Genomic DNA, 26,299 nt, shown 5'->3' on the forward strand with positions numbered 1-26,299 from the left:
GATGGCGGCAGTCTATCTTTTCCATTGGTAATAACGGGCATCCCTATTTAGCTCCTGTGATCTGCAATTGATCGCCAGCTCCTCAAGGGCTGACAGGCCGGCTGCGAAGCACAGCAGGCTTGCGGTTACCGCAAGTCCAAGCAGTGTGTACAGAAACGGGAAGCAGAACAGCAGCAGTCCAGTTGCCTTGTTGGCATAGGTATGGATGAACGCCAGAGCGCGGTATCTGAACCATCCGGTCAGCAGCGAAGCGGTACGGATGACGGCAATGCCGGCTATCCAGTATATGATCCAACCGGGTAAATGCAGGCGCGGGAGGAAAACCAGCAGTAACACGCCTATAAAAAGAAAGTCAGCCATACTGTCCAGACTTGCGCCAGCTTCGCTGGCGCTGTTTGTTTTGCGTGCGATATAGCCGTCCAGCACATCGGTTGCACCGCACAGGGTATATATGGTCAAAAACAAGCCGGATAGCGGCTCCGCAAACAGCAGGCTAAGCGAGCCAATGATCCGCATAACGGTGAGTGCGTTAGGGAGATGTCTGATCATTATACCTCCTGAAATCATAATCGGGATTGGGTGGTGGTTAATATAAAGGGGAGGGACTTTTATTATATCTGAGCCACCAGCTTTCGTGATAGGGTGAAAATTACAATACTATATAAAAGCGGGTGTTATGCTGTGCAGAGACTTAATGGAATTTTGAGGAGTAATCTGTTATTTTCCGGGGCCGGGGCCAGCAGACTGAAGATAAAGATTTATATGCTGGTGCCGCTTTATTTTGTCCTTTGGATGGGGAGCCTGACTGCAGGCCGTTTGTTTTTTTCCGTGGTCTCCTCCGGTCTGACCCAGGCTTTTGGGGTGGAAGAAGTTACGGTACAGGCTTTCCGGAAGATAATTGTATGCGGCATACAAATTATCTTATTTGGCTTATGGATCGTTCTGGTTGAAAAACGTCCGCTCAAATCAGCAGGACTTCATGCGGTCAAACCGCTTAGAGCCTATTGGACTGGGGTTCTCATCGGGTTCTGTGCAATTTCAGCAGTCACTGCCATATTGCTGGGGATGGGCATGGTGCAGGTGGAAGCCTCTCATCTGGCGTCTATAACACCTCTGGCAGCAGTTATTGCTCTTGGCTGGATTGTTCAGAGTGCAGCGGAAGAAGTGGCCGTAAGGGGCTGGCTTATACCTATGCTGGCAAAGGAAAGCTCACCCGCTTTTGCAATCCTGCTGTCTTCCGTTATATTCGGATTTTTCCATCTGTTCAGTGCCGGGGTTACCGTATTGTCTTTTACCAATCTGATCCTGTCCGGATTGTTTTTTGCCGGTTATGCAATTCTTACTAAGCATATCTGGGGTGTCTGCGGTATGCACTTTGCGTGGAATGTTACTCTGGGCAATGTTTACGGATTTCCGGTCAGCGGATTTCCCGATAATGGGCAGTCGCTCGTAAAGCTGAGTCAGACGGGGCCGGTGATGTTTACAGGCGGAGCCTTTGGTCCGGAGGGAGGAGCGGTTACAACCCTTGTATTACTGCTTGGGATTATCATTGTCGTCAAGTTATGGCATAAACAGCAGGCGCTGCCGACTTCCACGAATTAACATATTTCTAGTAACATTTGTAACAGTGTTTAATGCTAGAATTTGATAAAAATAGGTTGTAAGCGTTTTTTATAACATGACTGGGGGAATGTTTGTGAAAAAAGTTACAAAATTAATGCTGGTGGCTGGACTCTCACTGGCACTTGTAGGCGTAGGCAACAGCGGTACACTTAACAACGTATCTTCTGCAGCCAGTGCGCCTTTGAAAGTGGGCCGTGTTGAGGCAGCAGCCCATGGGACTAAATGCTTTACTGTAGCCGTTGCAGTGGTTCAGAACGGTGTAATCGTAGCCGCTTCGCTGGATGACTACCAGTTCCTGAGCACTGATGTGGCTAAGGGAGTGCCTAACTCGGACAAGGATTTCGGACAGAATTATAAAGACCCTAACGTCGTTCTTGCTTCCAAAAAAGCGAACAGTAAATACTACAGTGAGCATATGGCTGAAGCTGCTGGCTCTACAGTAGCTTATGACAAGAACCTCGCAGCGATCGAGAAATTCGCAACAGGCAGAACCATCAAATCACTGGAACAGACACTGACATACAAATCGGCTGAGCAGGTAGTTGATGCAGTAAGCGGAGCTACACTTGTGGATACCCATGGTTACCTCAAGGCAATTCTCGACGCAGCCAAAGCGGCTAAATAAACCGCTGCATCTTAGAGAGCACAGACACCTTCACAGTAATCGCTGTGAAGGTGTCTTTTTGCATGCCGGAATCATACCATGAAGCACCAGCGGACGCCGAAAGGATCGGCAAACTGTACCATGCACGGACTGTAGAAAACCGGACCGAGCGGTGTAATGGTTGTGCTTCCGGTCTTTATGCTGTCGTAGGCCTGTTTCAGTGCAGCTTCGTGCTCAAAAATGGCAACAAGCTCCTGGACGGACTCAGCCGGATAACCGGATGTACCGCCATAATCGCTCAGCATGACCCGCTGGCCCAGAATATGTATTTCTGCATGAATAACAAAGGTCTCAGGCTGCTCCGGATCATATGATACCGAATCTGCAGAGCTGTTAAAAGCCTGAGAGTACAATCTGAGCGCCTCATTCGTACGTCCGTTTAAATACAACTGGGGAACAAGCATCGGAATTCTCCTTTAGTGATAGAATGATATATAAATATTTTACAGGAAATAGTTTTCACTGTATTGTAAAAATACGACGCAAGCATGGGTAAAAGCCCGCCGCTGCAAGGATAGTTAAGCTTCTGCAGGCAGGCTGGCTGCCGGCGGGGATGAGGATTATATTTTACCCGGGGCCGGTTGATGGTATGATAGATAGCGGGGTGAAAAGACGAATGAATAATGAGAATGAAACAGTAAATGAAACAGCAACTGAAACAGCGACTGAGGAAACCGGCAATAACCCGGCAGGTATGACCGAAGAGAAATGGAATGAGCTGATTAAAGCGGTTCATCATAATGGTATGGTAGCTTTGAAAATGTACTTTAAAGAGGTGCAGAGCCAGATTATTAATCTGGCGGCTTTTGGACCTGTCTTTGTATACCATGTGAAAAATGAATCGGGCGAAGTCTATTCGACCGGATTTTTCCTGCGTGAGCTGGTGAACCGGTTCCAGTCGGACAAGAGCCCGGAAGTATGGGTGTCCTCCTTCTTCCACGAATTGATGAAGACCAAGGGAGGCCAGCCGCTTCCGAAGCAGCCGGAGAGCGAAGATGAGGCCAAGGCGATCATTGATAACAAGGTGATTCCTTTGTGCATCCAGACAGTGGAAGAGGAATTTGCACCGGAGAAGGTGCATGCAGGATTGGCCTGGAATGAAGACCACGGACCGGTGTTCGAGGCAGGCTTCCCGTCAATTACAGACGGCAACAATGTCTGTGCAGTTCCGCTCCAGCTGCTCTTCACACACTTCCAGCTGAACCGCGATCCATCCGAACTGGTGCTTGCCGGGATGTACAACATCCGGAAGCAGCATGGGCTGGAATAGGTCACGCTGGTTACCTGCTGAAGGTACATGGCCGTCACTATTTTACAATTCTAACGGACAAAAGCGGTATTTTCGCAGGAAAAAGGTCTGCTCTGTCCGTCAGGTCCCGGCGGCAGACACCGTTTGGAAGATGCTTATGCCTATACTCCGGCTGGATCTGCTGACTACGCAAGAAACTCAATCCCATAGCGTCGGGTATTCAACCTGATCGTGTCTCGTACGCTTCTGACAGACACGCAGACACGCACAAAGAGACGGCATAAGTGCCGTCTCTTTGTGTTGTAAGGAGGAGTCTATTGTGGTGGGACCTCAAAGTCAGCGTCCTCAAGCTGGCAGTGCGAATATCGCTGCTTGTTACCAATGCATCTGCTTCTTGCAGCTATTCCCGCATCAAGATCCGGTAGATCAAGACAGCTGCTTCAGCACGGGTGGACAGGGCTGCTGGTTGAAGCAGGCCGCCGTCATCTCCCTTAATGAAGCCAGCTTCGGCCAGCGAGGCAATGTCAGCGGCAGCGTAGGAGGCAATACCAGCCTGGTCAGCGAAATGAGCTGACGCGCTGGCTGCTGCTGCGGAGTCTCCCTGCAGGATACCCGCGGCTTTAAGCGCTCTGGCCGTCATCACAAACATATCCTGACGGGAGACCGGCTCTTGCGGATGAAAGCTGCCGTCCTGCTGGCCGTTGATCAGACCATACTGCTTGGCTGTCAACAAATCGCCGTAGAAGTAATCTTCCGGCTTAACATCTGTGAAACCTGCACCAGTGCTGCTGGTGGTACCGGACAGATTCAGCAGCCGGACCAGCATGGAGGCAAAGTCTTCCCGTGTGATGGACTGTCCCGGCAGGAAGCGGTCTCCAGGTGTACCATGGATAATCCCGCGCGAGGCCAGAACTTCGATAGCATTCTTGGCCCAGTGCCCGCTGGAGATATCGCCGAAGGTTGGATGGTGATGGACAGCCGCATACTGTCCGGCAGGGCGTTCAGTCGTAAAAACGGCCTGTTGCCCGGTGGCATCAAATCTGCTGTTCACAACAGGCGTTATGACACCGCTGCTGCTGACCTGCCAGACAACAATAAACGGGTGTTCGGAAGCAGGCAGGGCAGCCTGGTAAGGCAGGCGGATCCCGATTGCAGAGCCCAGGCTGTCAGCTTCTGCTGCCTTGCCGTCCACCAGAAGCTCATAGGCTATAAGCGGAGAGCTTCCCAGCTGACCTTTCAGCATAACGGAAGGTTCGGCGCTGTTTACCTTCAGCATAACCGTACTGGCACCTGTGAGCTTTGCTGACCGGAATAGGGTATCCGGGAGCACAAAGCCCGCGATGGCGGTAACTACCTCCAGCTGGAGCCGCAAGTTTCCGGTTGTAAACAAAGAGGCAGGGAGTGTAATTTCATAGGCCCTGAAGCCTTCTGCCGTATTCTCCTTCAGCTGGAGCTGAAGCAGCCGGGTGCCGTCTGCCTGGCTCTTAGCCTGAGCCAGCGCATTCTGCAGCGTGGTATCTGTCAGTGCCGCCCGGGCCGTGCCTTGTGCAGCCGTAACCGGGAGGGTAACGCTGACCCTTCCATCCGGCTGTACCGCCGTTACAGCAAGATCTGCGGCTGCTCCGGTACCGCCCGGAATTGCCGGAACTGCTGTGGCCGTCGGCTGCGGTGTTGCACTTGGGCTTGGAGTTGCCCCTGGAGTTGGAGTCGCAACCGGCTCTTCTCCGCCGGACCCGTTATCACTAAACGGGATGAACTTCAGGAAATCGCCCCAGATCACGTTCCCGGCGGCATCTCTTGCATAGGAGCTGACCGGTGTCAGGCTGGCAAAGTTGGCATCGCTGAGCGGTTTGCCGGACTTGTTCGCCGAAAGGGTTCCGTCATACATAAAGTTGTTGTCTGCCGCAAGTCCCGCCGGATACTGGTCCTTGGCAATGCTGGCCGTCCGGTAGGACAGGAAGCCGTCGATGGTGAAATCCGGCGTGATGTGATCATAAGTGGTGAAGCTGAGATTGCCGCGCGTATTATTGAAGCCGATATTATTCTCGGCAATAACGCCGGGATTGCTGTTGCTGGTATAGCCGTACGCGCCATTGCCGAAGGCGATGGAATTACGGATCGTATGATGGACCGAAATCCCTTCCCCGCCGAGCTTAAAGCCGTTTTTGTCACCTGCACCCACGGTTCCGTCTGTCAGGCGGCCGTTGTTGAAGGCCGCACTGTCCTCAATCAGTACAGCACCAATCGCTCCCGTTCCCGCCTTGGTGTACAAATCCCACCCGTCGTCGATATTGTTGTATGACAGGCAGCCTCTGAACACATTGCCGACACCGGAGGTCAGCTTGGCCGCGAAGCCGTCGGCATTATTATCGGAAGGGTCACGGTTATCGAAGGAGGAGCTGTTCAGAATCAGGTTATACGACGGCCAATCCGCGATTTCCGCAGCGGTCCCGTCCGTCCGGCTGATCTGCAGGCCGGTGTCGCCGTTGGCATAGAAGCGGCTGTTCTCAACGATGTTATGATTGCCGCCTACGGTAAATCCTTTGGTATTGCCGGCTGTACGCGTGAAGTCCAGTCCTTTGATGTGCCAGTAGCTTCCGCTCAGCAGGACGCCTTCAGTTTTTTTGTCAAAATCAAAAACCGGTTTTGCTCCGGGAGCAGCTTCAAGCACCTTCATGGCGTCTACCGTCCCGTCATTGTATTTCTTGATCTCCAGCTTGCTGCTGCGCACGTACCGGCCGTCCAGGACGATAATATGCTGTCCCGGCTGTACGAAATCAATCGCGGTATCAACATCGAGCGGATGCTCCATCGTACCGTCCCCGGTGCTGGTTCCGGCAGGAGAGACGTAAATATCGCTATTGTCAGCATAGCTTTTCATAGTAACGGTGAAGTTGCGGACGATCTTATCGTAGGAGGTCAGATACTGGGTATCATCCGGCAAAAAGCTGATGCTGAAATTCGTATCCTGTGCCGCAAGTGCGGCCGGAAGCGCAAGGCGTTTGCCTGCCTCGGCTCTGACATCCTGTGCAATTACGGCGGAGCCCTGCTTCAAAGTTACCGTTCCGGTGACATTCGGCCGCAGAATCAGACGGTAATCCGACTGGGAGGTTCTGCCCAGAGACAAGATGTCAAAGGCTGGCGTAACCGGATTTTGCGGTGGAGCTACCTTAGGTGCATCTGTCGCCGCCGAGGTTACGGTCAGCTGAATGCTGCTGACATCGATGGTAGCCAGCCGGGCTGCGTAGAAGCCGACATACATTTTGCCGTCCTGCACGTTCAGAATATCCGGTGTAAAGAACACCGCTTCCTGGCCATCGTTAACCTGGCCCGTAAAGCCGCTGTTTGTCTTGGACAACGTCAGCCGGTAAGGAGCTGCAGGGAACGTATTGCCTGGAGCAGGCTGCTCGGTGTTCAGCATAACAGCCTTGATTCCCTTGCTTCCGGCTCCGTCGGAGGATTCTACCCCGGTGCGTACAAACAGCTGGGTACCGTTGCTGCTTTTGGTGCCGCCGCTGTAGCCGCCGATTGCAGCAATGTTGGAAGCAAATACGCTGGAATTGCCTGCTGTCCCAATGGCATCACGGGCCATGATACCGAAGGATTCCTGCCCGTCATGCGGGGTCTTGGCATAGGCTGATACCTGGATGTCTGCGGAGAGCACGAAGTTATCCTGAGCCGCATCAAGCACGGTGTAGTAGAACGTGATACCGTCATGATCCTCGGTAACCTTGCCTCCGCCTTCCAGTGCAGTCAGACGGACTGAGCCATCCTCGCGGACAAGCGTCTGGTTATTGGCAGCGGATGTAGACTGGCCGAACTGGATGCTGCTCCATACCGGCTGAGATGCTTCTCTAACGGTTACAGAATAAGTAATGGGATCGATAGAATGATCAGCCGGGATAATCCCGATAGCATACACACCGGCTGCCTTGCTGTTGAATTTGCCGGTGTCAAGCGTATAGCTGCTTAGAATTTCCCGGTCCCCGTTGTCGTACACCTTGGAAACGGTCAATCCTTCGCTGTCAAAGCTGTCGTTCAGCAGGAAGGTTGTTTTGGGATAGGCGGTGACTTCTATGCCGGTCAGCTGCTTTATTTTAACCTGAACAGGGAACTTTGCTGTGACTCCCTTGTGGCTCACTGTAAGCTCCTTTGTGCCGGGAGCCGATGTATCAAGTGGAGAAACGGTGTATTCCTTCTTCATCAGCCGCTGTGACGACCGGTCGCTGTAATGCGCGTAGAGCACAAGGCCCTCCAGCTTAAGGGAATCCCCGATGTAGTAAACGGTCTGCTCGGGAAGATTGCGGATCTCCAGTTTGCTGAGCACGGCATCCTCAACTGTAATGTCAAAGGCAGTGGTTACCGCAGGTGTCTCCACCGAGGTGACCGTCACCTCATAGACGCCAGGTGCGGTGAACAGGTATGGAGCCTGCTCCGTTATATTCTGACCTTTAATGGAGATCGAGTAGAGACTGGCATCCAGTTCTGTCGCTGCGGGGCTGCCGTTATAGCCGGCCAGCAGGACAAGCCCCTGCGGGTCGAAGGCGTCGCCCGGATAATAGACCGTTTTGGCCGGATAGTATTTGACCGTAAGCTCCGACACGGACAGCGGAAGAATCTGCAGGGTAATTGCCGCAGATGCGCCATTATAATGAATAGTTACCGTGTTTGCCCCGGCTGTGCTGCTGTCAAAGCCTGTAACGATATAGTCAGCCGGTGACAGGACAGCCTCACTATGATCGGAATACAGTGCTTTTACGGATAGGCCTGTAAGATCCAGCGCCTCTCCGATGAAATAGGAGGTCTTCGGCATGGCGCTGGTATCAGCCGTCAAGGCGGTGACGGTTTTGGTCTCAAGCCTGATACTGATATCGCTGAAGGCGATAACGGCATCCCTGGCTGCGTATACCCCTGCAAACAGCGTATCGCTGAAGGCTCCGTCCAGCGTCACGGTTTCGGTTTGGCCGCCGGCGCTGAGCTGCAGGGTATTGCCGGATTTTTTGATACGGAGCCCGTATTCTTCACCGGCTGCCGGAGCAGAAATACCGCTGAAAGGGCTCAGCTTCACCTGTGCCGCCTGCTTGTAAAAGCCCTTGATTACCTGGTCCAGCGCCCCGACTGCAGCATAATTGGAGGTTGCTGTAGCAGAATCACCGTTCACGCCGACGCTGTCCCGCAGCATTAGCCCGAAGGATTTCTGGTTAGGCGTGCTGATGCTGCTGTTGCTGTTGAACGAAATGACCTTGGCCTTAGCCGTAAGCTCAAAATTAGCCTGGGCAGGGATCTCCCTGAAATAGAAGGAAAGCCCTTCGTCGCTGCCGGAGATTTTTCCGCCGTAGGTTTCCAGTGTGACTGAGGTCTCAGTTGCGTCCACTGGCGCAGGGTTCTTCACTGCACTGGTGTTCCCGCCAAAAGCACTGTACGTCCACGGGCCCAGCTCAATGGGCTTCTCCTGAAGCAGCTGTACATTACTGAAAGTAACGGTTGTGTTCCTTGCGGTGTAAAGTCCGGCATATTGAACAGTACCGCCGAAGCCTTCAAATGTTTTGGTGACACCGTCAAGGGTGAATACATACAGATTACCGTTTTTCCGGATGCTTAGATCATAATCCTCTCCGGCCGCAGGCTTGGCGGCTGTATCAAACAAATAACCGGTCTTCTGCAGGCTGCCGTTCTGCTTATAAAACGCTTTCATTTCTTGGTCCAGTGCACCGACTGCAGTGAAATCCCCCGTGTACGCCCCGGACTGGTTATCCCACACATTGCTGCGCAGCATGATCCCGAACGATACCTGATTGTTCGCTGTCCAGGCATCCACATGAGCCGTAGCCTTGAGCTCGAAGTCCGCATCCGGATCAATCTGCTGGAAATAATAAGCGATTCCTTCGGTACTGCCGGAAATTTTGCCGCGGTCAGCTGAGCTGCGCAGGGTTACGGTAGAATCCGCATGCTCTGTGATGCCGAAGTTCGCCGCCGTAATTTTTTCCTGTCCGCCCACATCGCCGAACACGCTGCCCTTCCAGCTGCTGCTGATATTGATCATACCGGCAGCAGGATCAGCGTCAGAACTTTCTGCTGCAGTGACTGGCGGCGGAAGCGAGGATGACAGTAACAGGATGGATGTGAGTACAGACAGCAAGCGTTTTTTATACAAAACCAGAATCCCCTCCGTATATACCTGTATTCGATCGGCCGGATGGCCTGATCAAGCGAAATTATACCGTACAGCCGAAAAGTGCGGCTACAATCAATAACTCACATCTTGCAGTTTAGGGGAGGAATGGCAAAAATGTGAGCTAATGATACTTGGAGTACCGTACACTCCCATACGCCCGAACGGGCCCTGAGCGGAGCTCATATGTTGAAGGGATAACAGGAGGGGAGAGAGGGGCAGTGGGAAAAGCGGCGGAAAGCCATGTCAATGCAGTCTCCATTATCGTATGCACGAATCGCCCGGAATTTTTTGATAATCTGCTTGCCAATTACAGGACTCAGCGGGTCAAGCACAAGGAACTGATTATTATCCTTAACAAGGACAGCATGAAGCTGAAGGAGTATCAGAGGAGGGCAGGCTCCGGGCACAACATTTCGGTCTATAAGCTGCCGGAGTCCGTCTCGCTCGGCCAATGTCTAAACGGTGCCATCACCAAGGCGCGTTATCCGCTGATCGCCAAATTTGACGATGATGATTATTATTCCCCTTATTATCTGAAAGAGCAGATCAGGGCGCTGAACCGGACCGGAAGCGATATTGTCGGCAAGCATGCCTGTCTTGTCTATCTGGAGGCCAGCCGACAGCTGATTATAAGGTCGCCGAAGGAGCAGCATAAGCCGGTGGTTTTTTTGCAGGGCGGGACGCTGCTGTTCAGAAAACGGGTGACTGCGCAGGTGCTGTTCCCTGACCGCTCGGTTGGTGAGGATGTTAACTTTCTCAGACGCTGCAAAAGAAAAGGGTTCCGCACCTTCGCCACCTCCACGTATAACTATGTCTATGTGCGCAGATCGGACAAAGGCAGCCATACCTGGAAGGCCAAGGATTATTTTTACCTGAAGGGCAGCGTTCCGGTGGCGGTAACCGGGAATTTCCGGACCTTTGCCGACCGTGAGCTATAGCTGCGGTTTGCGTGCCCGGATAAACAAAAACTGCGGTTTGCACGTAAGCTTGTCGTAAGCAAGCGGTGCCTGTTGTTGGAAGGCTTCCGTGGGGCGGCGGTGAAACTGTACCTTTACTTTGCCGCCAGGCGTATCCCCTTCATCCTCTCGCAGCTCGGTGCCGAAACAATGATCCTTATAAAACATGGAAGAGTCCCGCACTCCGGCTTATTCCGGGGGCGGGACTCTATTTAGGTGTACGCTAGCGTACAGCAGTTAACCATGCCGGATTACAATGCTTTATCGTCGATTGAATCCAGCCAGCTCTCAATTTCACCGATTACGGAGCTGACGCAGCCGTCCTTGAACGGTGAGATGAGCCCGGCAAGCTCTACAAGCTCTACGAAAGACTTGCTGCCTCCGGCCTTGCAGAGCTGCAGATAGTCACTCCAGGCCTCCTCAAAGTTCTCGTTCGAACGTTTCCAGAACTGGAATGCGCACAGCTGGGCGAGGGTGTAGTCGATATAGTAGAACGGTGTGCGGAAAATATGCGACTGCTTATGCCAGAAGCCGCCCTGCTCCAGATAGCTGTTGCCGTCATAATCGCGGTGCGGCAGATATCTCTGCTCGATTTCCCGCCAAGCCTGTCTGCGTTCCTGCGGAGTCGCTTCCGGGTGGCTGTAGACGAAGTGCTGGAACTCGTCGACCGCTACGCCATACGGGACAAACTCCAGGCTGCCGGCCAGATGGTTGAACCGGTATTTATCGGCATCCTCCTTAAAGAACAGATCCATCCACGGCCAGGCAATAAACTCCATGCTCATCGAGTGGATCTCAGCTGCCTCGTAGGTTGGGAAGGCGTATTCCGGTATGTTCAGGCCGCGGCTGGAATATGCCTGGAACGCATGACCTACTTCATGGGTTAGTACATCAATATCCTCTGAGGTTCCGTTGAAATTGGAGAAGATGAACGGCGCCTGGTATTTGCTTAAATAGGAGCAGTACCCGCCGCCTTCCTTGCCGCTTTTGCTCAAAAGGTCCATCAGCTCATTGTTATGCATCATCGTAAAGAATTCGTCTGTTTCAGGGGAGAGCTCCCGGTACATTTTTGCACCATTAGCCACAATCCAGTCCGCATCCCCCTTTGGTGCAGCATTTCCGCTATTGAATACAAGGGATTCGTCATAAAAATTCAGCTTGTCCAGACCCAGCCGTTCATTCTGGCGCTGTTTCAGCTTCAGTGCTACAGGCACAATCTGCTCGAGCACCTGCTTGCGGAAATTGGCAACCATGCCGGCATTATAATCCGTCCGGTTCATCCGGTCATAGCCAAGCTCAACGAAGCTGGGGTATCCAAGCTTGCGGGCAATGGCTGTACGTACGGCAACCATCTCATCATAAATACGGTCAAAATCATTTTCGTGTGCTGCCATAAAATCATATTTGGCCTGGAAAGCTCGTTTACGCATATCCCGGTCGGGCGACATCTCAAAAGGTGTGAGCTGGGATAAAGTGCGTTCTTCACCTTCAAACATAATTTTGGCTGAAGCGATGAGCTGGCTGTATTCGGTGGACAGCTTGTTCTCCAGCTGCAGATCCTCAATGACCTCCGGACTAAAGGTACGGATCGAGATTTCAGCCAGTTCAAAGAGCTGGGAACCCCATTCCAGTTCGAATTCAGTCCTGTATTTGGACTTTACGAGTGCTTTGTAGTATTCGGTTATGTACTCCTGGAGTATAGGTCCGACTTCATCAAAATAGTTCCGCTCAGCTTTGTAAAATTCATCAAGGGTATTGATCGAGGCCCGGATGTAGGCCAGATTCAACATAGTATCAAATCCGCTGCGAAGCTCATTCAACGCGACGATCGAAGCCTTTTGCTCCTCCAGGCTGTCTGCTTCCAGTCCCTTAAGGAGTGCTGTGAATTCCTGCTTGAACTTGTCTACATCAGGGCGCTCATAGGGATACTCTGTAAATTTCATAAAACAATCAACATCCTTTCTCTGCCAGATGAAGTATATTATACTATGTGGAAGAGAAAACCAAAACTCACAATTATAAAAGGAATCTACCGGCAGGCTGCCTGCATCAGCTCGATCAGAAATCCGATCGGTGGGGACAGGTGGCGGTCACGGTTATAGGAATAATAGATTCTCCGCTGGTAATGGTATTCCGGAATAGACCGCATCATGAGCTTGCCGGAGGCGACTTCATCTGTGACGGCAAGCCGGGAAACGAAAGATACATATCTGCCTCCCATCAGAGACTGCTTGATCGCCTCCAGGGAATCGAGCAGCAGCGGGGCATGGGGCTCGCAGCCGCAATCCTCGAACCATTTACTCGTGATCCGGCTGGTGCTGGACTGGCTGCTGTGCAGAATGAATTTTGCCGCTGAAATCTGCGGAGCAGTCAGGCCGGATTGACCGGCGAATTCATGAGCCGGAGCAAATACGAGCACAAGCTCGTCCTCACATAGCGACTGGCAGTGAAGGCTGGGCAGATAAAAGGATTCCGTTGACAGAATCCCCAGGTCCAGCTCCTGGTTCACCAGCATTTCCTTGATAACAGGCGAAGGCTTCACCGACAGCGATACCGTTGTCTCCGGATGCAGCTCGCCGAACCTGCTGAGTATTTTGGGCAGGATATAGGTTGCCGGAACGTAGCTGGCCCCGACGCTGATCGTACTGCGGCCCGCTTGGCTGAACTCCTTCACAACCCGCTCTGCCTCGGTGGCCAGAGCATTGATTTTGACCGCATAATGGAGAAAGGCTCTCCCGCTTTCAGTAAGAATCATTTTATCCATCCTTGGCTCGAACAGCTTCTCTCCAAGCTGCTGCTCCAGATTCTTCAGGTGGTAGGTTACTGTCGGCTGCTTTAGGCCGAGTACAGCTGCTACCGTTGTTATTTTTTTATGCTTATGCAAGAGCTCAACTATCTGGAGCTTGATTAAATTCAAATTCATTCCGTTCACTCCCCCGCGCTATTAGCTACAGGTTAACATAGAAAAATTCTATGAATGTTAAAACTGATGCATCAAAAAGTTAATATCGCGCTAACATTCTGCAAATACACGTATGTTGCGGACATTGAGCCGCGTAAACGAAATGAAAGGACCAGTTACAATGGATACTACGAATTATAACCTTGATTTTGCGGCGCTGTGTACCAAGTACAAGCTTGGAGCAGTTACCGGGGTACCGGAGCCGGTGGCCGGCGGTTTTTTGCACAGGATGTACAGGGTTGTTACGGATCAGGCAGAATATGCAGTCAAAGCGCTCAATCCCCAAATCATGCAGCGCAGAGAGGCAATGGGCAATATGATTTTTGCCGAAAAGGTTGCAACGAAGGCCCTGTCCCAGGGGATCCATGCACTTCCGGCGATGCTGGACGGTGACAGCTGCATGTATGAAGCCGGCGGACAGTATTACCTGGTGTTTCCGTGGCGGGAAGGAAAGTCCTTATCCGCTGGAACTGTCGATCTGGACTTCGCGGCGAAGATCGGTGCGGTGCTTGCGGATATTCATACGGCGGATTTTGCTGATCTGCTGGGCGGGCTTCCGGAAGAAGCATGCTTACCGCCCGCAATAGACTGGGATGCTTATGCCGGACGGCCTTTACAGCAGCCGATGGAATATTCAGACAAGCTTGCCGGCGGTTACACCAGACTGCAGCAGTACGGGCAGCTGGCAAGTGCTGCTGCGCATAGTCTCCGGTGTGAACGGGTAATTAGCCACAGGGATCTCGATCCCAAGAATGTGCTGTGGACGGCTGACCGGCAGCCCCTCCTGATCGACTGGGAATCGGCAGGTGCTGTTCATCCGATGCAGGAGCTGGTTGAGGTGGCGTTGTACTGGTCGGGGTTTGAGGCGGGGAATCCAAGCAAAGAGGCCTTTCAGCTGCTAATCAGGGCCTACCGGAATAACGGCGGAACCCTCTGCGATAACTGGGAGGATGTGCTCAATCTCGGTTACCAGGGCAAGCTGGACTGGCTGGAATACAGCCTGAAACGTGCACTCGGGGATGAATGTGCAGATAAGGCTGAGCAGGAGCTGGGGGCCAGTCAGGTTATCGCCACACTGGAATTGCTGGACGACTATGCGGCATTCATACCTCTATGTCTGGACTGGCTTGCGGATATTTGAATGTGTATATGCCTGTGCAATGTCAGTCCGGGTCCGTCAGCTTGTGGTAACATGAGTGTGAGTCCATTAGGAGTGAATGCAAACTATGGAAATGGAAAATCTGTTAACAGCTGCAACGCGGGAGGAGCTGCGGAGCTGGCTGCAGGAATATAGTAGAGCGGAAAAAAGCTGCTGGGTTATCGTAAGTATGACGCCTGTTCCGGACAAGCTGCTGTATTTGGATGCGGTTGAGGAGGCACTATGCTTTGGCTGGATTGACGGGGTCAAAAAAAGCTCTGAGCAGGGTGTCGTGCAGCGGCTGTCACCAAGATCCAAAAGAAGCTCGTGGACCGAGCTGAATAAAGAGCGGGTCCGCCGCCTGGACAAGCTGGGGCTGATGAGCGAGGAGGGCAGACGGGTGCTACCGGATATGGCCCCGGAATCTTTTGTAATAGATGAAGCTATTCAGCAGAGGTTAAAAGAGGACCCGGAGGTCTATGCGAACTTTCTGGCCTTCCCGCCGCTGTACAGCAGAATCCGGATTGATAACATACAAGGCTACAAGAAGCAGCCGGAGCTGTTCCGGAGCAGACTGGATAAATTTATTGCAAATACACGGGAGAACCGGATGTATGGGGCATGGCATGATAACGGGCGTCTGATTGATTACTGATTGGTTCGGGCGAGTAAAATAACCCGACTGACCGAGGAGGAGCAAACATGGAGTACAACGCCAGCAGTCCTGAAGAATATATCCGCCAGCTGCCGGAAGAGCGCCGGATCATCATTGCGAAGCTTAGAGAGGTGATACAGGAGAATCTCCCGGAAGGTTTTGCAGAGACTATGGGTTACGGCATAGAATACATAGTTCCGCATGAGCTGTATCCGCCAGGGTATCACGTGAAGCCGGAGCAGCCGCTGCCGTTCATTAGCATAGCCTCACAGAAAAATCATATCGCGCTGTATCACATGGGTATTTATATGCAGCCTGAGCTGCTGTCCTGGTTCCGGGAGGAGTACCCGAAGCATATGAAGACCAGGCTGGATATGGGCAAATCCTGTATCCGTTTCAAGCCGGCGGGCAACATCCCTTATGAACTGATCGGCGAGTTAAGCCGCAAGCTTACAGTCACTGAATATATTCAGCTTTATGAGCGGGAAATCGCACAAATAAAGAAGAAATAGTAGAGCTGCATTTGATACAACCGGGCTATCAGAAATTTACGGAGGATGATGAAATGAACACTGACAAGGCTGCCTTTGAGAACATTGACGATTATATTGGACAGGCCGCACCGGAGGTCCGGGAGCTTTTGCAGGAGATACGGAACGTCATTCACGAAGCTGCACCCGAAGCCACCGAGAAAATCAGCTACCAGATGCCTACGTTTGACCTGTATGGAAATCTTGTACATTTTGCAGCGTTCAAAAAGCATATCGGATTCTATCCGGCCCCGCGGGGAATTGAGGCTTTTAAGGAAGAGCTGTCCGTATATAAGGGTGCTAAAGGCTCAGTCCAGTTCCCGCTGGACCAGCCGATGCCCTATGACCTGATCAGCCGGATTGTGAAATTCAGGGCGGCGGAGAATATTGAGAAGGCCAAGGGGAAACGGAAGGGATGACCCGCCGTGTGCTGAAACGTTAGTAACTGTGATTTGAAAGGAGCCCCAATGAAACCATTCGATCTCATCTCCGATATTCATCTGGATTTCTGGCTCAGGCGCAAGGGGCCGACGGCGGAGGATAATGTGCGGGAGGTTGAGCAGTTTGCAGAGCGTCTGCTGCCGCAGACGGTGTCGGAGGTGCTGGTTATTGCCGGTGATCTGGGACACCGCAACCAGCAGAATGTGGAATTGCTGCATGCACTCAGGCGGTATTACGCCAATATCCTGGTTGTGGCCGGGAACCATGATTATTATCTGGTGAACAGCAAGGAACGCTACAAGCTGCAGACTTCAATGAACCGCTGGTCACAGATGAAGTCGCTGGGCACCGCCATTGAGGGGGTTCACTATCTGGAGGGCGACATCTTTGAATGGAACGGTGTGCGGTATGGGGGAGCCGGCATGTGGTATGATTTTTCCTACGGCATCAATGTACTGGGAAAAAGCCTCTCGGATATGCTCGATATTTGGTCCAATCAGCTGAATGACCGCAACTACACGATTGGAGCACCGCGGCGTCCGCTGGAATTCTTCTGGGAGCAGAAGGAGAAGCTGGACCGGATTATTCATGACTGTGACGTAATCATTACGCATGTTCCCCCGGACTGGTCGCATATTGCGGAGGAGCATGCTGCTGATCCGGTCAGCGGCTGTTATTATTTTGACGGTTCGGCGTATATGGCCCGTATCGGCGGCAAGGTGTGGTGCTCCGGTCATGTTCACATTAACCATTCTTACAGAAGGGACGGTTGCCTGTTCGTTAATAATGCCCTGGGCTACCCGAATGAGTACAACCGTCCGCAGGGCAGGATAACAACCGTCATTGCAGATGTATAAGCAGTTCTATAAATCCAGCTCCGGCTGGATTTTTTTGCTGTTAACACTTGTGCTTACACCAGCTGCGCCGTTTATACTGTTTGTAAACAAACGAAGGAACAGGAATTGGAGGCTTACTGGTTGAGTGTGCTGTGAGGTGATCGCTGCGAACCGCCTTGGTCTGCCGTTGTCCAAAATGAAGGTTAATTTGCGTCCCTGGTATCAGACTCAGGCTGATGATTCCAGGGCAAGAGAATATATTAAAGAGCACTATCCGGGTGAGATTTCGTTTTTGCGCCGTCTGCCTTTTTACATTGAAGATGAAAAGCACATTTATGTGCATGCGGGTATAGATCCGGCAATTGGAGACTGGCGGCAGACCTCACCCAAGGATTTCCGCTGGATCCGCGGACGATTCTATCAGACGGACGGGAATGCTGCGTTAACAAAAAGGGTTATCTTCGGGCATGAGGTTTGCGCGAGGCTCCATCAGGATGAGACGAATTTTAACCCTTGGTTCGGTAAGCAATATACCGGGATTGACGGTGGTGTGAAGTTCGGATATCAGCTGAATGCCCTGATTATTGATGAGCAAGCCGGGTATCAAACGTCAAGCATACAGAGGAGGGACAGGGGATGATGCATAAACTGGAGGAGCTGCTGCAGCGTTTTCCGTGGGCGGAGAGAAAGGGAAGAACGTGACATTAACGGGTGGCTGTCGGCTAAGTGTGATCCGTGTTATCAGAAACGCCTGTAACTGAACAAATATCGTGTTTGAAGATAGATAATCCGATAAACGGGAAGCCGGCCTGTCCAGTTTACTCTATTCATTGTTAGTGAGAACCGTTATCATTTATAATGAATACATACAGACTTAGGATTGGAGGCAGGACGTACCGGAATGAATCTGAACGATCATATACTGTTATGGAATCATGTGTTTATTAAAATAATGGATGTCCGTCATACAGTCCTCTCACCCGGGGAAAGGCAGCCTTACCGGCTGCCATCAAGTGCATTTCTCTATGTTGTACGCGGAGAAGCCGATGTGTATCTGGATCACAGCAGGCACAGGGTAGAGCGATTTCACGTGCTGCATGGGGGAAAAGGCACCAGACTGCAGATCCGCCAGGATAGCGGGCTCGAATATTATCTGCTTCTGTACCGGGCTATACCGGGTTCCGCGAATCTGAGGGAGATTGCCAGGCTGATGGAGCAGGATAATCCTTTTCTCGATCAATATGCCTTTGTCCCGCACAATCCCCTGACCTTATATGAAAAGATGGAGCTGCTGGAGCGGGAGTGGGCGCAGGGCTCCGGACTAGGGAAGCTGCACGTACGGGCGCTGTTCCACCAGTTTGTATATGAGCTTCTCCGCCAGCTGTACAGCCAGAAGGTTCATGCGCAGAAGCCGGATCTTGTCATGCAGGCAGTAGACTTTATCCGCGAACATTACAGTTCAGCGGTCACACTGCAGCGGATTTCAGGGGAGCTGGACTGCAGCGCCGGGCACCTGTCCCGGCTGTTCAAGAGCAGAATGGACACAAGCCCGATTCATTATCTGGGACAGGTGAGAGTGGAACGGGCGATGGAGCTGCTGCTGCAGACGGACGCTACCCTGCAGGAGATTGCCGAGAATGTGGGTTATCCGGATGCTCATTCCTTAAGCCGGAGCTTCAAAAAGGTTAAGGGGCTTTCTCCCATCCGCCTAAAAGAGGAGCTGCAAAAACGCAAGAATAGTCAGGATATGCCCTTCCCGATGCTAAAATCTGCCGTTCAGCTAGGCCTGTTGCCGGGTTATAGTGATATTGATAATCAATTTCACTACAGACCGGAAGGGGATCTATTCATGCAAGGAAGATTCAAATTCACCGCAATGACCATGGTTTTATGCTTGTCGCTTTTGCTGACTGCCTGCTCGGGGGCAGCGGGTAACAATACCAGTACAAATGCCGCTGGTGCAGGTAATGCTGTTAATGCTGCGGCTGCTGAGACCGCTGCTCCTGCCTCTGCCAAGCCTGAAGCAGAGGAGGCAGCGAAGGCAACAAGAACGGTATCCACACTGCTGGGTGATGTTGAGGTACCGGCTAACCCGCAGCGGGTAGCTTCTGACCAGTATATGGGCCAGCTGCTGAAGCTGGGCATTATTCCGGTTGGTGCCCGCAGCTTCATGCTGAAGGAAAGCTGGATTGCAGATTCCGGCATATCTGCCGAAACCATTGCCGGCATTGAGGACCTCGGCGGCTTTCCGATGAATCTGGAGAAGCTGGCGTACCTGGAGCCTGATCTGATCATCGGATCGATCGAGAAGAATATCGAGGATTACAAAAAAATCGGAACAACCGTCTTCCTGCCGTACTGGGAAGGGGAATCCACCTCAGGCCCGCTGGATAAATTCCGCCGGATCAGTGAAATCTTCGGCAAGGAGCAGGAAGCGGAGGCCTGGATTACAGAATATGAAGCCAAGGTAGCGGATGCCCGCAAGCAGATTGAAGGCATTGTCAAGGAAGGCGAGACGGTATCCATTGTGCAGGTTGCTAACAAATCCCTTTACGTGCTCGCAGCGTCCGGCGGCAATTATGGCAGCTCAACGATTTATCAGATGCTGCAGCTTCCGCCGACAGATAAAGCGCTGAATATGAAGGAAGGCTTTGAAAATATCTCGCTTGAGGTGCTGCCGGAGTATATAGGCGATCATGTCTTCGTATATGGCTCCGGGGATGAAGGGGCTTCGGAAATTCTGGACAGCGGCATCTGGAAGGGGCTTCCGGCGGTGCAGAAGGGACAGGTCTACCTGTACGGCTCGTTTGGAAGTGAAGGCGATGAATTTGTCATGGAGGACCCGTATTCCCTTGAACTGCAGCTGGATTCGATTGTAAAAGTAATGCTGGGCAATTAGCGGTTCAATGTAAAGTTTATTTATAACAGAGATGGGTATTTATTCTATCCGGTATTACCCCTACAATTAGATCAAGAAGAGTTGTAGGGAGGGGTTAGATTTGAATTATCATTATAGGGCTTATGAACGTGCAGATATGCTGAAGGTCCGTCAGTTTCTGTCTGATGCTTACGGCCGATTAAAACGGCCGAACAGCTGGCTGATCGCCCGCTGGGAATTCGAGATTTTTTTCTTTCAGCTGAGGGCAGGCACGCTGCAGGACTGGGAGCGGAACATCGGGCTATGGGAGGATGAAGCCGGCAGGCTCGCAGCCGTGGCCAGTAAAGACGGCGACTTCTATTTCCAGCTGGATTCTGAGAATCCGCCGGACAGCCTTACCGGAGAAATGTTTGACTACATTGAGGGGAAGAGCGCCAGGGAGCCTGCCGAGTACTGTAAGCTGGCCATTCCTAATTTTATGAGCAGCCTGGAAAGGCAAGCATTGAGCCGGGGATACGAGCTGCTGCCGGATGAAAGCGACAGCGCGGTCTCCATTGTGCTCGACAAGGAGTTTCCGGTGCGCCTGCAGGAGGGCTTCAGGCTGTGCAGCGGTGAGGAAGTTTCTGATCACACCAAGGCGCTGGGCCATATTATGGCTTTTAATTACCCAGGGACAAAGGGAGCTGAGCAGATGCTGCAGTTCTACGGCGGTATCCGTGAGGCGCCGGGTTACTCCCGCGATCTTGATCTGGCGCTGCTTAACGGGCAGGGGGAGGTCGTATCGTTCTGTAATGCTTTTGTGGACGAAGCCAACCGGATTGGTATACTTGAGCCGGTTGGAACCCACCGGGACTACAGAAATTGCGGGCTTGGCAAGGCAGTAATCTATGAAGCACTGAACCGGCTGCGCTCCAAAGGAATGATCAAGGCCTATACCGGCCCAAACCAGCCCTTCTATGAACGGATCGGTTTCGTTCCGGAGGTTGAGCTGGGCGTGTGGCGCAAAAAAATAATCTGACAGTCAAGCCAGGCTCTGAACTACGGAGCCTGGCTTGTTTATGTCTACAACCTGTTGTGACGGCTGCGGCCCCGTAAGACATTTTTCCGACACCGCTATTCACAGCCCCGCAATCGGAAAATACAAATCACACTCACAATAATGCCTGTTGCCCTTGGCGTAATTGACGGACTCGTAGCTGAATTTCTCCTCCAGCTCAAACTGCACTGTCGGCATCCAGATTTCGAAGATATACCTCCAGATTTCACTCAGGGACTCAGCGGAGATTTCTTCAGGCCGGTGGAGGCCGATATAGGTAAACACTCCGTATTTATGCGGCTTCGTGTGCCGCACATTCATATCCGGCGGGATGATGCTGCTGTGATTGATCTGCAGGGAAGGCTGGTAAAAGGTCAGACCCCGGAACGGCTCAGGAACAGCCGTAAAACCGATATAGACATCCTTCTGCACAGGATTCAGAATCCGCTGGCGGTCCAGGGTGAAGAAGTCAACGCCTAGTCTGGCAGCATCCACATTGTCGCTGCTGCGCCCGTGCTGCAGGGTATATTCCGGACCGGCAATCGAGAAGGATGGGACCACGCTGATGGAACGGAAGAAGACCAGTCCTTCGCCGGCACGGCTCATAAAGTCGCCATTGAACCGGTCGAGGATATTAAGCTGGGACGGGGATTTGCGCCATTTTGCCGGAGTAAGGCCGTACTCTTCCTTGAAGCTCCGGTTGTAGGTCCGTTCACAGCTGAACCCGTATCTATCTGCAATAAATTCAATGCTGGTCTGCTGGGTCAGCAGATCTCCGAGTGAGCTGGCGATTCGCCTTCTCCGCACGTATTCCATAAGGCCGGTTGACGTTGCCCCCTTCCAGATGCGCAGCAGATGAAACTTGGAGACGTTAACATGCTCCGAAATATCGTCAAGACACAGCGGTTCAAGCAGATGCTCTTCAATAAAATCCGTTGTCCGGTTAATGGTTTCCAGCAGGTAATGATCCATGCGTTCCTCCTGTACTTAGCAATTAGTGTCCGGTTTTGCGGGTTGGATGAGGTGTATAATTCTACCATAGGATATTGAAAGGGCAAGCGATTTCAGTCATATAGCAATGATAGAAGGAGGAACGAAGAGATGGAGGATAGACTATTGCCGGATCTGCAGGAGCGTTACCGGGCTGCGACGGACAGCTTTGTGGACCGGGTGAAAGGCGACCCGAATGTCATTTCGGTCATTGTGTGCGGTAGCCTGGCTTACGATACGGTCTGGGAGAAAAGCGACATCGACATGACCCTGATCATCCGCGACCAGACGCTGCAGCAGAATGCATACTGTCTGGAGGAGGAAGGCATCACGATCAATGTGCAGCTGTTTGAGCGGAGCAGCTTTAAGCGGGGGATGGACCGGCTGCTGGGAGGTTCGATGCCGCAGTCGTATTTTGCCAAAGGGAAGATGGTTTACAGCTCTGACGAGAGCCTGTACGACTATTTCGAAGACATGCGGCGGATGGGCAGCCAGGATATTGCGCGGTCGCTGCTGTGGCGGTCCTGTGAGCTGATTGATGTCTACCACAAATGCCAGAAATGGCTGACGGTGCGTAGGGACCACAGGTACACCCAGTTTTTCCTCCTGAAAGCGGCAGATCTGATCGCCGGTATGGAGCTGTGTGCGCAAGGTGAGCCGCCGACCCGTGAAGCGGTTGTGAGCATGCTGGAGCGTTCACCGGCGCAGATGGCCCCCTTTTACCAGAAGCCGTTGTCCGGTCAGTTAAGCGAAGCTGAGCTATGGAGCGCCATCCGGGAAATGGAGCAGGTGCTGGACCGCCATCTTGAGGCTATGAGCCGTCCGGTACTGGAATTTATGAGCGATCAGCAGCTTAAGACGATGACCATGCTGACCAGGCATTTTCATATGGAAGGGCATTACCTGATTAACATTCTGGACTATATGGCGGATAAGGGGATCATAGAGAAGGTGTCCCAAACGATCCGTATTACATCCAAAAGCAAACCGGCGGCTGAAGAGATCGGCTTTCTATACATACCTTAACGGGGGGAGAACAGGTAAATGTCCATAAGAACGAGCATTGAAATCTCCGGGGCGAAGCAAAACAATCTCAAGAATGTGTCGGTCGAAATTCCGCGAGATAAGCTGACTGTCATTACAGGCGTCTCCGGCTCCGGGAAGTCCTCTCTGGCGTTCGATGTGATCTATGGGGAGGGGCAGCGGCGGTTTCTCGATTCCATCTCCAATTTTGCCAAAAGCCGGATCAGCCAGCTCAAAAAAGCCAAGGTGGATTACGTGCGCGGCCTATCCCCGGTCATTGCCATTGAGCAGAAAAAAGGCAATAATAACCCGCGCTCCACGGTCGGAACGGTTACGGATACCAATGATTATCTTCGCTTGCTGTTCGCCACAGCGGGTACGGGGCATTGTCCGGAATGCAGCAAGCCGCTGCGCCAGCTGTCCGCCGCCCAGATCGCCGAGCATATTACCAGTCTGCCGGAAGGGACGGTCATTGAGCTTCGGGCTCCGGTATACAAAATGTACGGGGAAGATTACAGCTACACCTTCCAGCAGCTGCGCGAAAAGGGCTTCAAGCATCTCCTGATCGACGGGGACCCGGTATCGCTGGGGGATGAGCTGGAGACAGATGAGAGCAAGTCCCATGTAATCGAGATTGTAATTGACCGGATTACGCTGCGCCATGACACTTATATCCAGCTCACCAAGTCGATTGAAGCGGCCATACTGGCACTGGACGAGGATATTATGATCAAGGTGGAGGTGATTGGCGGAGCGCCGCAGGACTTCTACGAGCATTTCGCCTGCCCGGATCATCATTTCTTCCTGTGCGATATGCAGCCGTTCCATTTCTCTTTTAACACGCCGGCGAGCGCCTGCCATACCTGTCTCGGGGTGGGGATGTCCTATGTGGTAGAGCCGCATTTCCTGGTGGTCGCCCCGGAGAAGAGCATCAGCAAAGGCGCGCTTAAGAATACGGTGTTCAACCCCTCGGGCAAGGACAGCTACCGCACGGTGCTGATGTACAGCCTGTCCCAGAAATACAATTTCAGTCTGGATACCCCGTTTCATGAGCTGCCAAAAGAAATTCACGAGCTGCTCTTCTACGGAACCCGGGGTGAGCTTGTGCCGATGCTGCAGCCGCCTTTTTCCCAGAAGAAAAACTGGATGACCGGCCGGGACCGGGCCTTTGGCGGCTTTGTCCATGAGATGGAGAACTGGTACAAGCACTATATCCGCAAATCCTCCACAACAGAGGCGTTTGAGCCGAGCTTCATTAAAGACTGCATGATTGAAAAAATCTGCCCGGAATGCAGCGGCGCCAGGCTGAAGAAGCAGCGGCTGCAGGTAACGGTCGGCGGCAAAAATATCGATCAGCTCAGCCGGATGCAGCTGCAGGAGCTGCTGGCTTTTCTTACGGCGCTCACCTTTGAGCCGGAGGTCAGTGATGTGGCAGAGACGATTGTCCGCGAGCTGCATACGCGCATTAGCCTGCTGATTGAGATCGGACTGCATTACATTAATCTCGGCAGACGCAGTGACAGTATCTCCGGGGGTGAGATGCAGCGGATCAAAATGTCTACCCAGATCAGCAGCGAGCTGATGGGCATGCTCTATATCATGGATGAGCCAAGCATCGGACTGCATCCCCGCGATTCCGGCAGAGTCATTGAGACGATGAAAAAGCTGCGCGACCTCGGTAACACAGTAATTGTCGTCGAGCATGATCTGGAAACGATCGGCTGTGCTGATCATATCATCGAGATTGGCCCGGGTCCGGGGATTCACGGCGGGAATGTTGTCGCGAGCGGGACGCTAGAGGATATAAAGGGTGCGGCGGAATCTGTCACAGGAGGCTATCTGTCCGGCAGAACGGTTATTCCTGTACCTGAGCGGCGGCGCAATCTGGGGGACTTCTTTCTCTCTGTTCAAGGCGCAAGGGAGAACAATCTGAAGGATGTCGATCTCGATATTCCGCTGAATGTATTCATCTGCATCACGGGCGTGTCCGGTTCAGGCAAAAGCTCGCTGATCAACGAGATCCTGACGAAGCAGCTTAAAATTGACAAGACCGGTGCGCGGATCGTTGCCGGCAAACATGACTATGTGTTCGGCGCAGACCTGGTGAACCATGTCATCAACATCGACCAGTCGCCGATCGGCCGCAACAGCAAATCGAACCCGGCCACCTACATCGGGCTGTATGATAAAATCCGCGATCTGTTCGCCTCGCAGCCGGAGGCCGTGGAGCGCGGCTATCAATCGATTGACTTCAGTCTGACCCATGCGAACGGGACCCGCTGTGAGCACTGTGCAGGGGACGGGATTATCGTCACCAGCCTGCAGTTCATGGCCGACATCGAAACGATCTGCCCGGTATGCAAGGGCAACCGTTTTTCGGAGGAAGGGCTGGAGATCAAAATCCGGGAGAAATCCATCTCGGATGTGCTGGATATGACGGTAGAGGAGGCTGCGGAGTTTTTTGCAGACCACAAGTACCTGAAGCATAAGCTGGGCATTATGAACGAGCTCGGTCTGGGATATCTGACACTCGGCCAGAGCTCGACCACCCTTTCCGGCGGGGAGGCGCAGCGGGTCAAGCTGTCGAATGAGCTGGCGAAGATCAAGCGCGGCGCTCACAATCTGTACATTCTCGATGAGCCGACCACCGGCTTGCACCTGGCCGACATCCAGAAGCTGCTGCTCGCGCTGAACAAGCTGGTGGACGGCGGTCATTCCGTCATCGTGATCGAGCATCATCTGGATGTGATAAAGTCCGCCGATTACATCATCGACATGGGGCCGGAAGGCGGCAACGGCGGCGGCTTTGTGGTTGCGGAGGGGACACCGGAGCAGGTTGCGAAGGTCGAGGCGTCGCATACCGGACGGTATTTGCGGAGTGTGCTGGGGTAGAATGGAGGGGGAGCATTTTAGCTAACCTTCTGATTGAAGGTGTGAGGGATGTTCTATTGCACTTTGTACAACAGAAAACCGTTATATCACCCTGAAAATGAGATCTGTTGTACTTTGTACAGCAGATTTTCAGGTTTCAGGCATTCTAACCCCATTATGCTGAAATCAATTGTACGGAGTGCAATAGATTGGATTTTTTGGCAGTATTGCAAGTAAATCTATTGCACAAAGTACAATCACGAAAGAAGCCA

General features: G+C 52.5%; 20 protein-coding genes. 14 read left to right on the forward strand and 6 right to left on the reverse strand.

Annotation, left to right across the window (positions count from 1 at the left end; all coding sequences use genetic code 11):
- Positions 1-12 precede the first annotated feature (12 nt).
- Positions 13-549, reverse strand: coding sequence for a CDP-alcohol phosphatidyltransferase family protein (locus AC4G46_RS10995; protein ID WP_491127963.1), 537 nt, complete (start codon positions 547-549; stop codon positions 13-15).
- Between the two features lie 243 nt (positions 550-792).
- On the opposite strand from AC4G46_RS10995, the gene AC4G46_RS11000 reads away from it, so the two are divergent.
- Positions 793-1,602, forward strand: coding sequence for a CPBP family intramembrane glutamic endopeptidase (locus AC4G46_RS11000; protein WP_491127964.1), 810 nt, complete (start codon positions 793-795; stop codon positions 1,600-1,602).
- A gap of 94 nt (positions 1,603-1,696) precedes the next feature.
- Positions 1,697-2,248, forward strand: a complete 552-nt coding sequence (locus tag AC4G46_RS11005; RefSeq protein ID WP_491127965.1) for a hypothetical protein — start codon at positions 1,697-1,699, stop codon at positions 2,246-2,248.
- 71 nt (positions 2,249-2,319) lie between these two features.
- On the opposite strand, the gene AC4G46_RS11010 is transcribed toward AC4G46_RS11005, so the two are convergent.
- Entirely contained in the window at positions 2,320-2,691 is a 372-nt protein-coding gene (locus AC4G46_RS11010) for a VOC family protein (protein WP_491127966.1), read from the reverse strand.
- A 212-nt stretch (positions 2,692-2,903) separates the two neighbouring features.
- Between AC4G46_RS11010 and AC4G46_RS11015 the strand changes: the two genes are divergently transcribed.
- A complete protein-coding gene (locus tag AC4G46_RS11015; protein WP_491127967.1) occupies positions 2,904-3,557 on the forward strand; it encodes a hypothetical protein in 654 nt (217 codons plus the stop codon).
- A gap of 379 nt (positions 3,558-3,936) precedes the next feature.
- Here the strand turns inward: AC4G46_RS11015 and AC4G46_RS11020 are convergent, their stop codons facing one another.
- On the reverse strand, positions 3,937-9,690 hold the full coding sequence (locus AC4G46_RS11020) for a right-handed parallel beta-helix repeat-containing protein (protein WP_491127968.1): 5,754 nt from the start codon (positions 9,688-9,690) through the stop codon (positions 3,937-3,939).
- Positions 9,691-9,929: 239 nt separating this feature from the next.
- On the opposite strand from AC4G46_RS11020, the gene AC4G46_RS11025 reads away from it, so the two are divergent.
- Positions 9,930-10,649 carry a glycosyltransferase family 2 protein gene (locus AC4G46_RS11025; protein WP_491127969.1) on the forward strand — a complete coding sequence of 240 codons (720 nt, stop codon included), beginning with the start codon at positions 9,930-9,932 and terminating at the stop codon, positions 10,647-10,649.
- Between the two features lie 269 nt (positions 10,650-10,918).
- Here the strand turns inward: AC4G46_RS11025 and AC4G46_RS11030 are convergent, their stop codons facing one another.
- Positions 10,919-12,610 (reverse strand): M3 family oligoendopeptidase, encoded by a 1,692-nt coding sequence (locus tag AC4G46_RS11030; protein ID WP_491127970.1) that lies wholly within the window; start codon positions 12,608-12,610, stop codon positions 10,919-10,921.
- Positions 12,611-12,696: 86 nt separating this feature from the next.
- The gene (locus AC4G46_RS11035; RefSeq protein WP_491127971.1) at positions 12,697-13,590 is read right to left on the reverse strand and encodes a LysR family transcriptional regulator; all 894 of its coding nucleotides are present in this window, start codon (positions 13,588-13,590) and stop codon (positions 12,697-12,699) included.
- A 160-nt stretch (positions 13,591-13,750) separates the two neighbouring features.
- On the opposite strand from AC4G46_RS11035, the gene AC4G46_RS11040 reads away from it, so the two are divergent.
- From AC4G46_RS11040 to AC4G46_RS11075, 8 genes are all read left to right on the forward strand, one after another.
- Positions 13,751-14,770: a phosphotransferase enzyme family protein gene (locus AC4G46_RS11040; RefSeq protein WP_491127972.1), complete on the forward strand. Its 1,020-nt coding sequence runs from the start codon at positions 13,751-13,753 to the stop codon at positions 14,768-14,770.
- A gap of 85 nt (positions 14,771-14,855) precedes the next feature.
- Positions 14,856-15,422 carry a YdeI/OmpD-associated family protein gene (locus AC4G46_RS11045; protein WP_491127973.1) on the forward strand — a complete coding sequence of 189 codons (567 nt, stop codon included), beginning with the start codon at positions 14,856-14,858 and terminating at the stop codon, positions 15,420-15,422.
- 47 nt (positions 15,423-15,469) lie between these two features.
- On the forward strand, positions 15,470-15,934 hold the full coding sequence (locus AC4G46_RS11050) for a DUF1801 domain-containing protein (protein WP_491127974.1): 465 nt from the start codon (positions 15,470-15,472) through the stop codon (positions 15,932-15,934).
- A gap of 53 nt (positions 15,935-15,987) precedes the next feature.
- Positions 15,988-16,371, forward strand: a complete 384-nt coding sequence (locus AC4G46_RS11055; protein ID WP_491127975.1) for an iron chaperone — start codon at positions 15,988-15,990, stop codon at positions 16,369-16,371.
- Between the two features lie 48 nt (positions 16,372-16,419).
- Positions 16,420-17,250, forward strand: a complete 831-nt coding sequence (locus AC4G46_RS11060; RefSeq protein WP_491127976.1) for a metallophosphoesterase family protein — start codon at positions 16,420-16,422, stop codon at positions 17,248-17,250.
- Between the two features lie 175 nt (positions 17,251-17,425).
- The gene (locus tag AC4G46_RS11065; RefSeq protein ID WP_491127977.1) at positions 17,426-17,869 is read left to right on the forward strand and encodes a hypothetical protein; all 444 of its coding nucleotides are present in this window, start codon (positions 17,426-17,428) and stop codon (positions 17,867-17,869) included.
- Positions 17,870-18,130: 261 nt separating this feature from the next.
- Positions 18,131-20,128, forward strand: coding sequence for an AraC family transcriptional regulator (locus tag AC4G46_RS11070; RefSeq protein WP_491127978.1), 1,998 nt, complete (start codon positions 18,131-18,133; stop codon positions 20,126-20,128).
- Positions 20,129-20,228: 100 nt separating this feature from the next.
- Positions 20,229-21,125, forward strand: a complete 897-nt coding sequence (locus AC4G46_RS11075) for a GNAT family N-acetyltransferase (protein ID WP_491127979.1) — start codon at positions 20,229-20,231, stop codon at positions 21,123-21,125.
- Positions 21,126-21,224: 99 nt separating this feature from the next.
- On the opposite strand, the gene AC4G46_RS11080 is transcribed toward AC4G46_RS11075, so the two are convergent.
- Positions 21,225-22,115 carry an AraC family transcriptional regulator gene (locus AC4G46_RS11080; RefSeq protein ID WP_491127980.1) on the reverse strand — a complete coding sequence of 297 codons (891 nt, stop codon included), beginning with the start codon at positions 22,113-22,115 and terminating at the stop codon, positions 21,225-21,227.
- A gap of 129 nt (positions 22,116-22,244) precedes the next feature.
- Between AC4G46_RS11080 and AC4G46_RS11085 the strand changes: the two genes are divergently transcribed.
- Together AC4G46_RS11085 and uvrA are read left to right on the forward strand one after the other, a co-directional pair.
- Positions 22,245-23,159 carry a nucleotidyltransferase gene (locus AC4G46_RS11085; RefSeq protein WP_491127981.1) on the forward strand — a complete coding sequence of 305 codons (915 nt, stop codon included), beginning with the start codon at positions 22,245-22,247 and terminating at the stop codon, positions 23,157-23,159.
- Between the two features lie 18 nt (positions 23,160-23,177).
- Positions 23,178-26,048: an excinuclease ABC subunit UvrA gene (uvrA, locus tag AC4G46_RS11090; RefSeq protein ID WP_491127982.1), complete on the forward strand. Its 2,871-nt coding sequence runs from the start codon at positions 23,178-23,180 to the stop codon at positions 26,046-26,048.
- Positions 26,049-26,299 lie beyond the last annotated feature (251 nt).

Source organism: Paenibacillus sp. fava2 (assembly GCF_058313675.1).

What these genes read in the sequence shown, in the direction of transcription:
- AC4G46_RS11035 (WP_491127971.1), bottom strand. Translation starts at nt 13,590, where the DNA reads ATGAATTTGAATTTAATCAAGCTCCAGATAGTTGAGCTCTTGCATAAG.
- AC4G46_RS10995 (WP_491127963.1), bottom strand. Translation starts at nt 549, where the DNA reads ATGATCAGACATCTCCCTAACGCACTCACCGTTATGCGGATCATTGGC.
- AC4G46_RS11060 (WP_491127976.1), top strand. Translation starts at nt 16,420, where the DNA reads ATGAAACCATTCGATCTCATCTCCGATATTCATCTGGATTTCTGGCTC.
- AC4G46_RS11050 (WP_491127974.1), top strand. Translation starts at nt 15,470, where the DNA reads ATGGAGTACAACGCCAGCAGTCCTGAAGAATATATCCGCCAGCTGCCG.
- AC4G46_RS11070 (WP_491127978.1), top strand. Translation starts at nt 18,131, where the DNA reads ATGAATCTGAACGATCATATACTGTTATGGAATCATGTGTTTATTAAA.
- AC4G46_RS11040 (WP_491127972.1), top strand. Translation starts at nt 13,751, where the DNA reads ATGGATACTACGAATTATAACCTTGATTTTGCGGCGCTGTGTACCAAG.
- AC4G46_RS11000 (WP_491127964.1), top strand. Translation starts at nt 793, where the DNA reads ATGGGGAGCCTGACTGCAGGCCGTTTGTTTTTTTCCGTGGTCTCCTCC.
- AC4G46_RS11015 (WP_491127967.1), top strand. Translation starts at nt 2,904, where the DNA reads ATGAATAATGAGAATGAAACAGTAAATGAAACAGCAACTGAAACAGCG.
- AC4G46_RS11080 (WP_491127980.1), bottom strand. Translation starts at nt 22,115, where the DNA reads ATGGATCATTACCTGCTGGAAACCATTAACCGGACAACGGATTTTATT.
- AC4G46_RS11065 (WP_491127977.1), top strand. Translation starts at nt 17,426, where the DNA reads ATGAAGGTTAATTTGCGTCCCTGGTATCAGACTCAGGCTGATGATTCC.
- AC4G46_RS11085 (WP_491127981.1), top strand. Translation starts at nt 22,245, where the DNA reads ATGGAGGATAGACTATTGCCGGATCTGCAGGAGCGTTACCGGGCTGCG.
- AC4G46_RS11030 (WP_491127970.1), bottom strand. Translation starts at nt 12,610, where the DNA reads ATGAAATTTACAGAGTATCCCTATGAGCGCCCTGATGTAGACAAGTTC.
- uvrA (WP_491127982.1), top strand. Translation starts at nt 23,178, where the DNA reads ATGTCCATAAGAACGAGCATTGAAATCTCCGGGGCGAAGCAAAACAAT.
- AC4G46_RS11010 (WP_491127966.1), bottom strand. Translation starts at nt 2,691, where the DNA reads ATGCTTGTTCCCCAGTTGTATTTAAACGGACGTACGAATGAGGCGCTC.
- AC4G46_RS11055 (WP_491127975.1), top strand. Translation starts at nt 15,988, where the DNA reads ATGAACACTGACAAGGCTGCCTTTGAGAACATTGACGATTATATTGGA.
- AC4G46_RS11045 (WP_491127973.1), top strand. Translation starts at nt 14,856, where the DNA reads ATGGAAATGGAAAATCTGTTAACAGCTGCAACGCGGGAGGAGCTGCGG.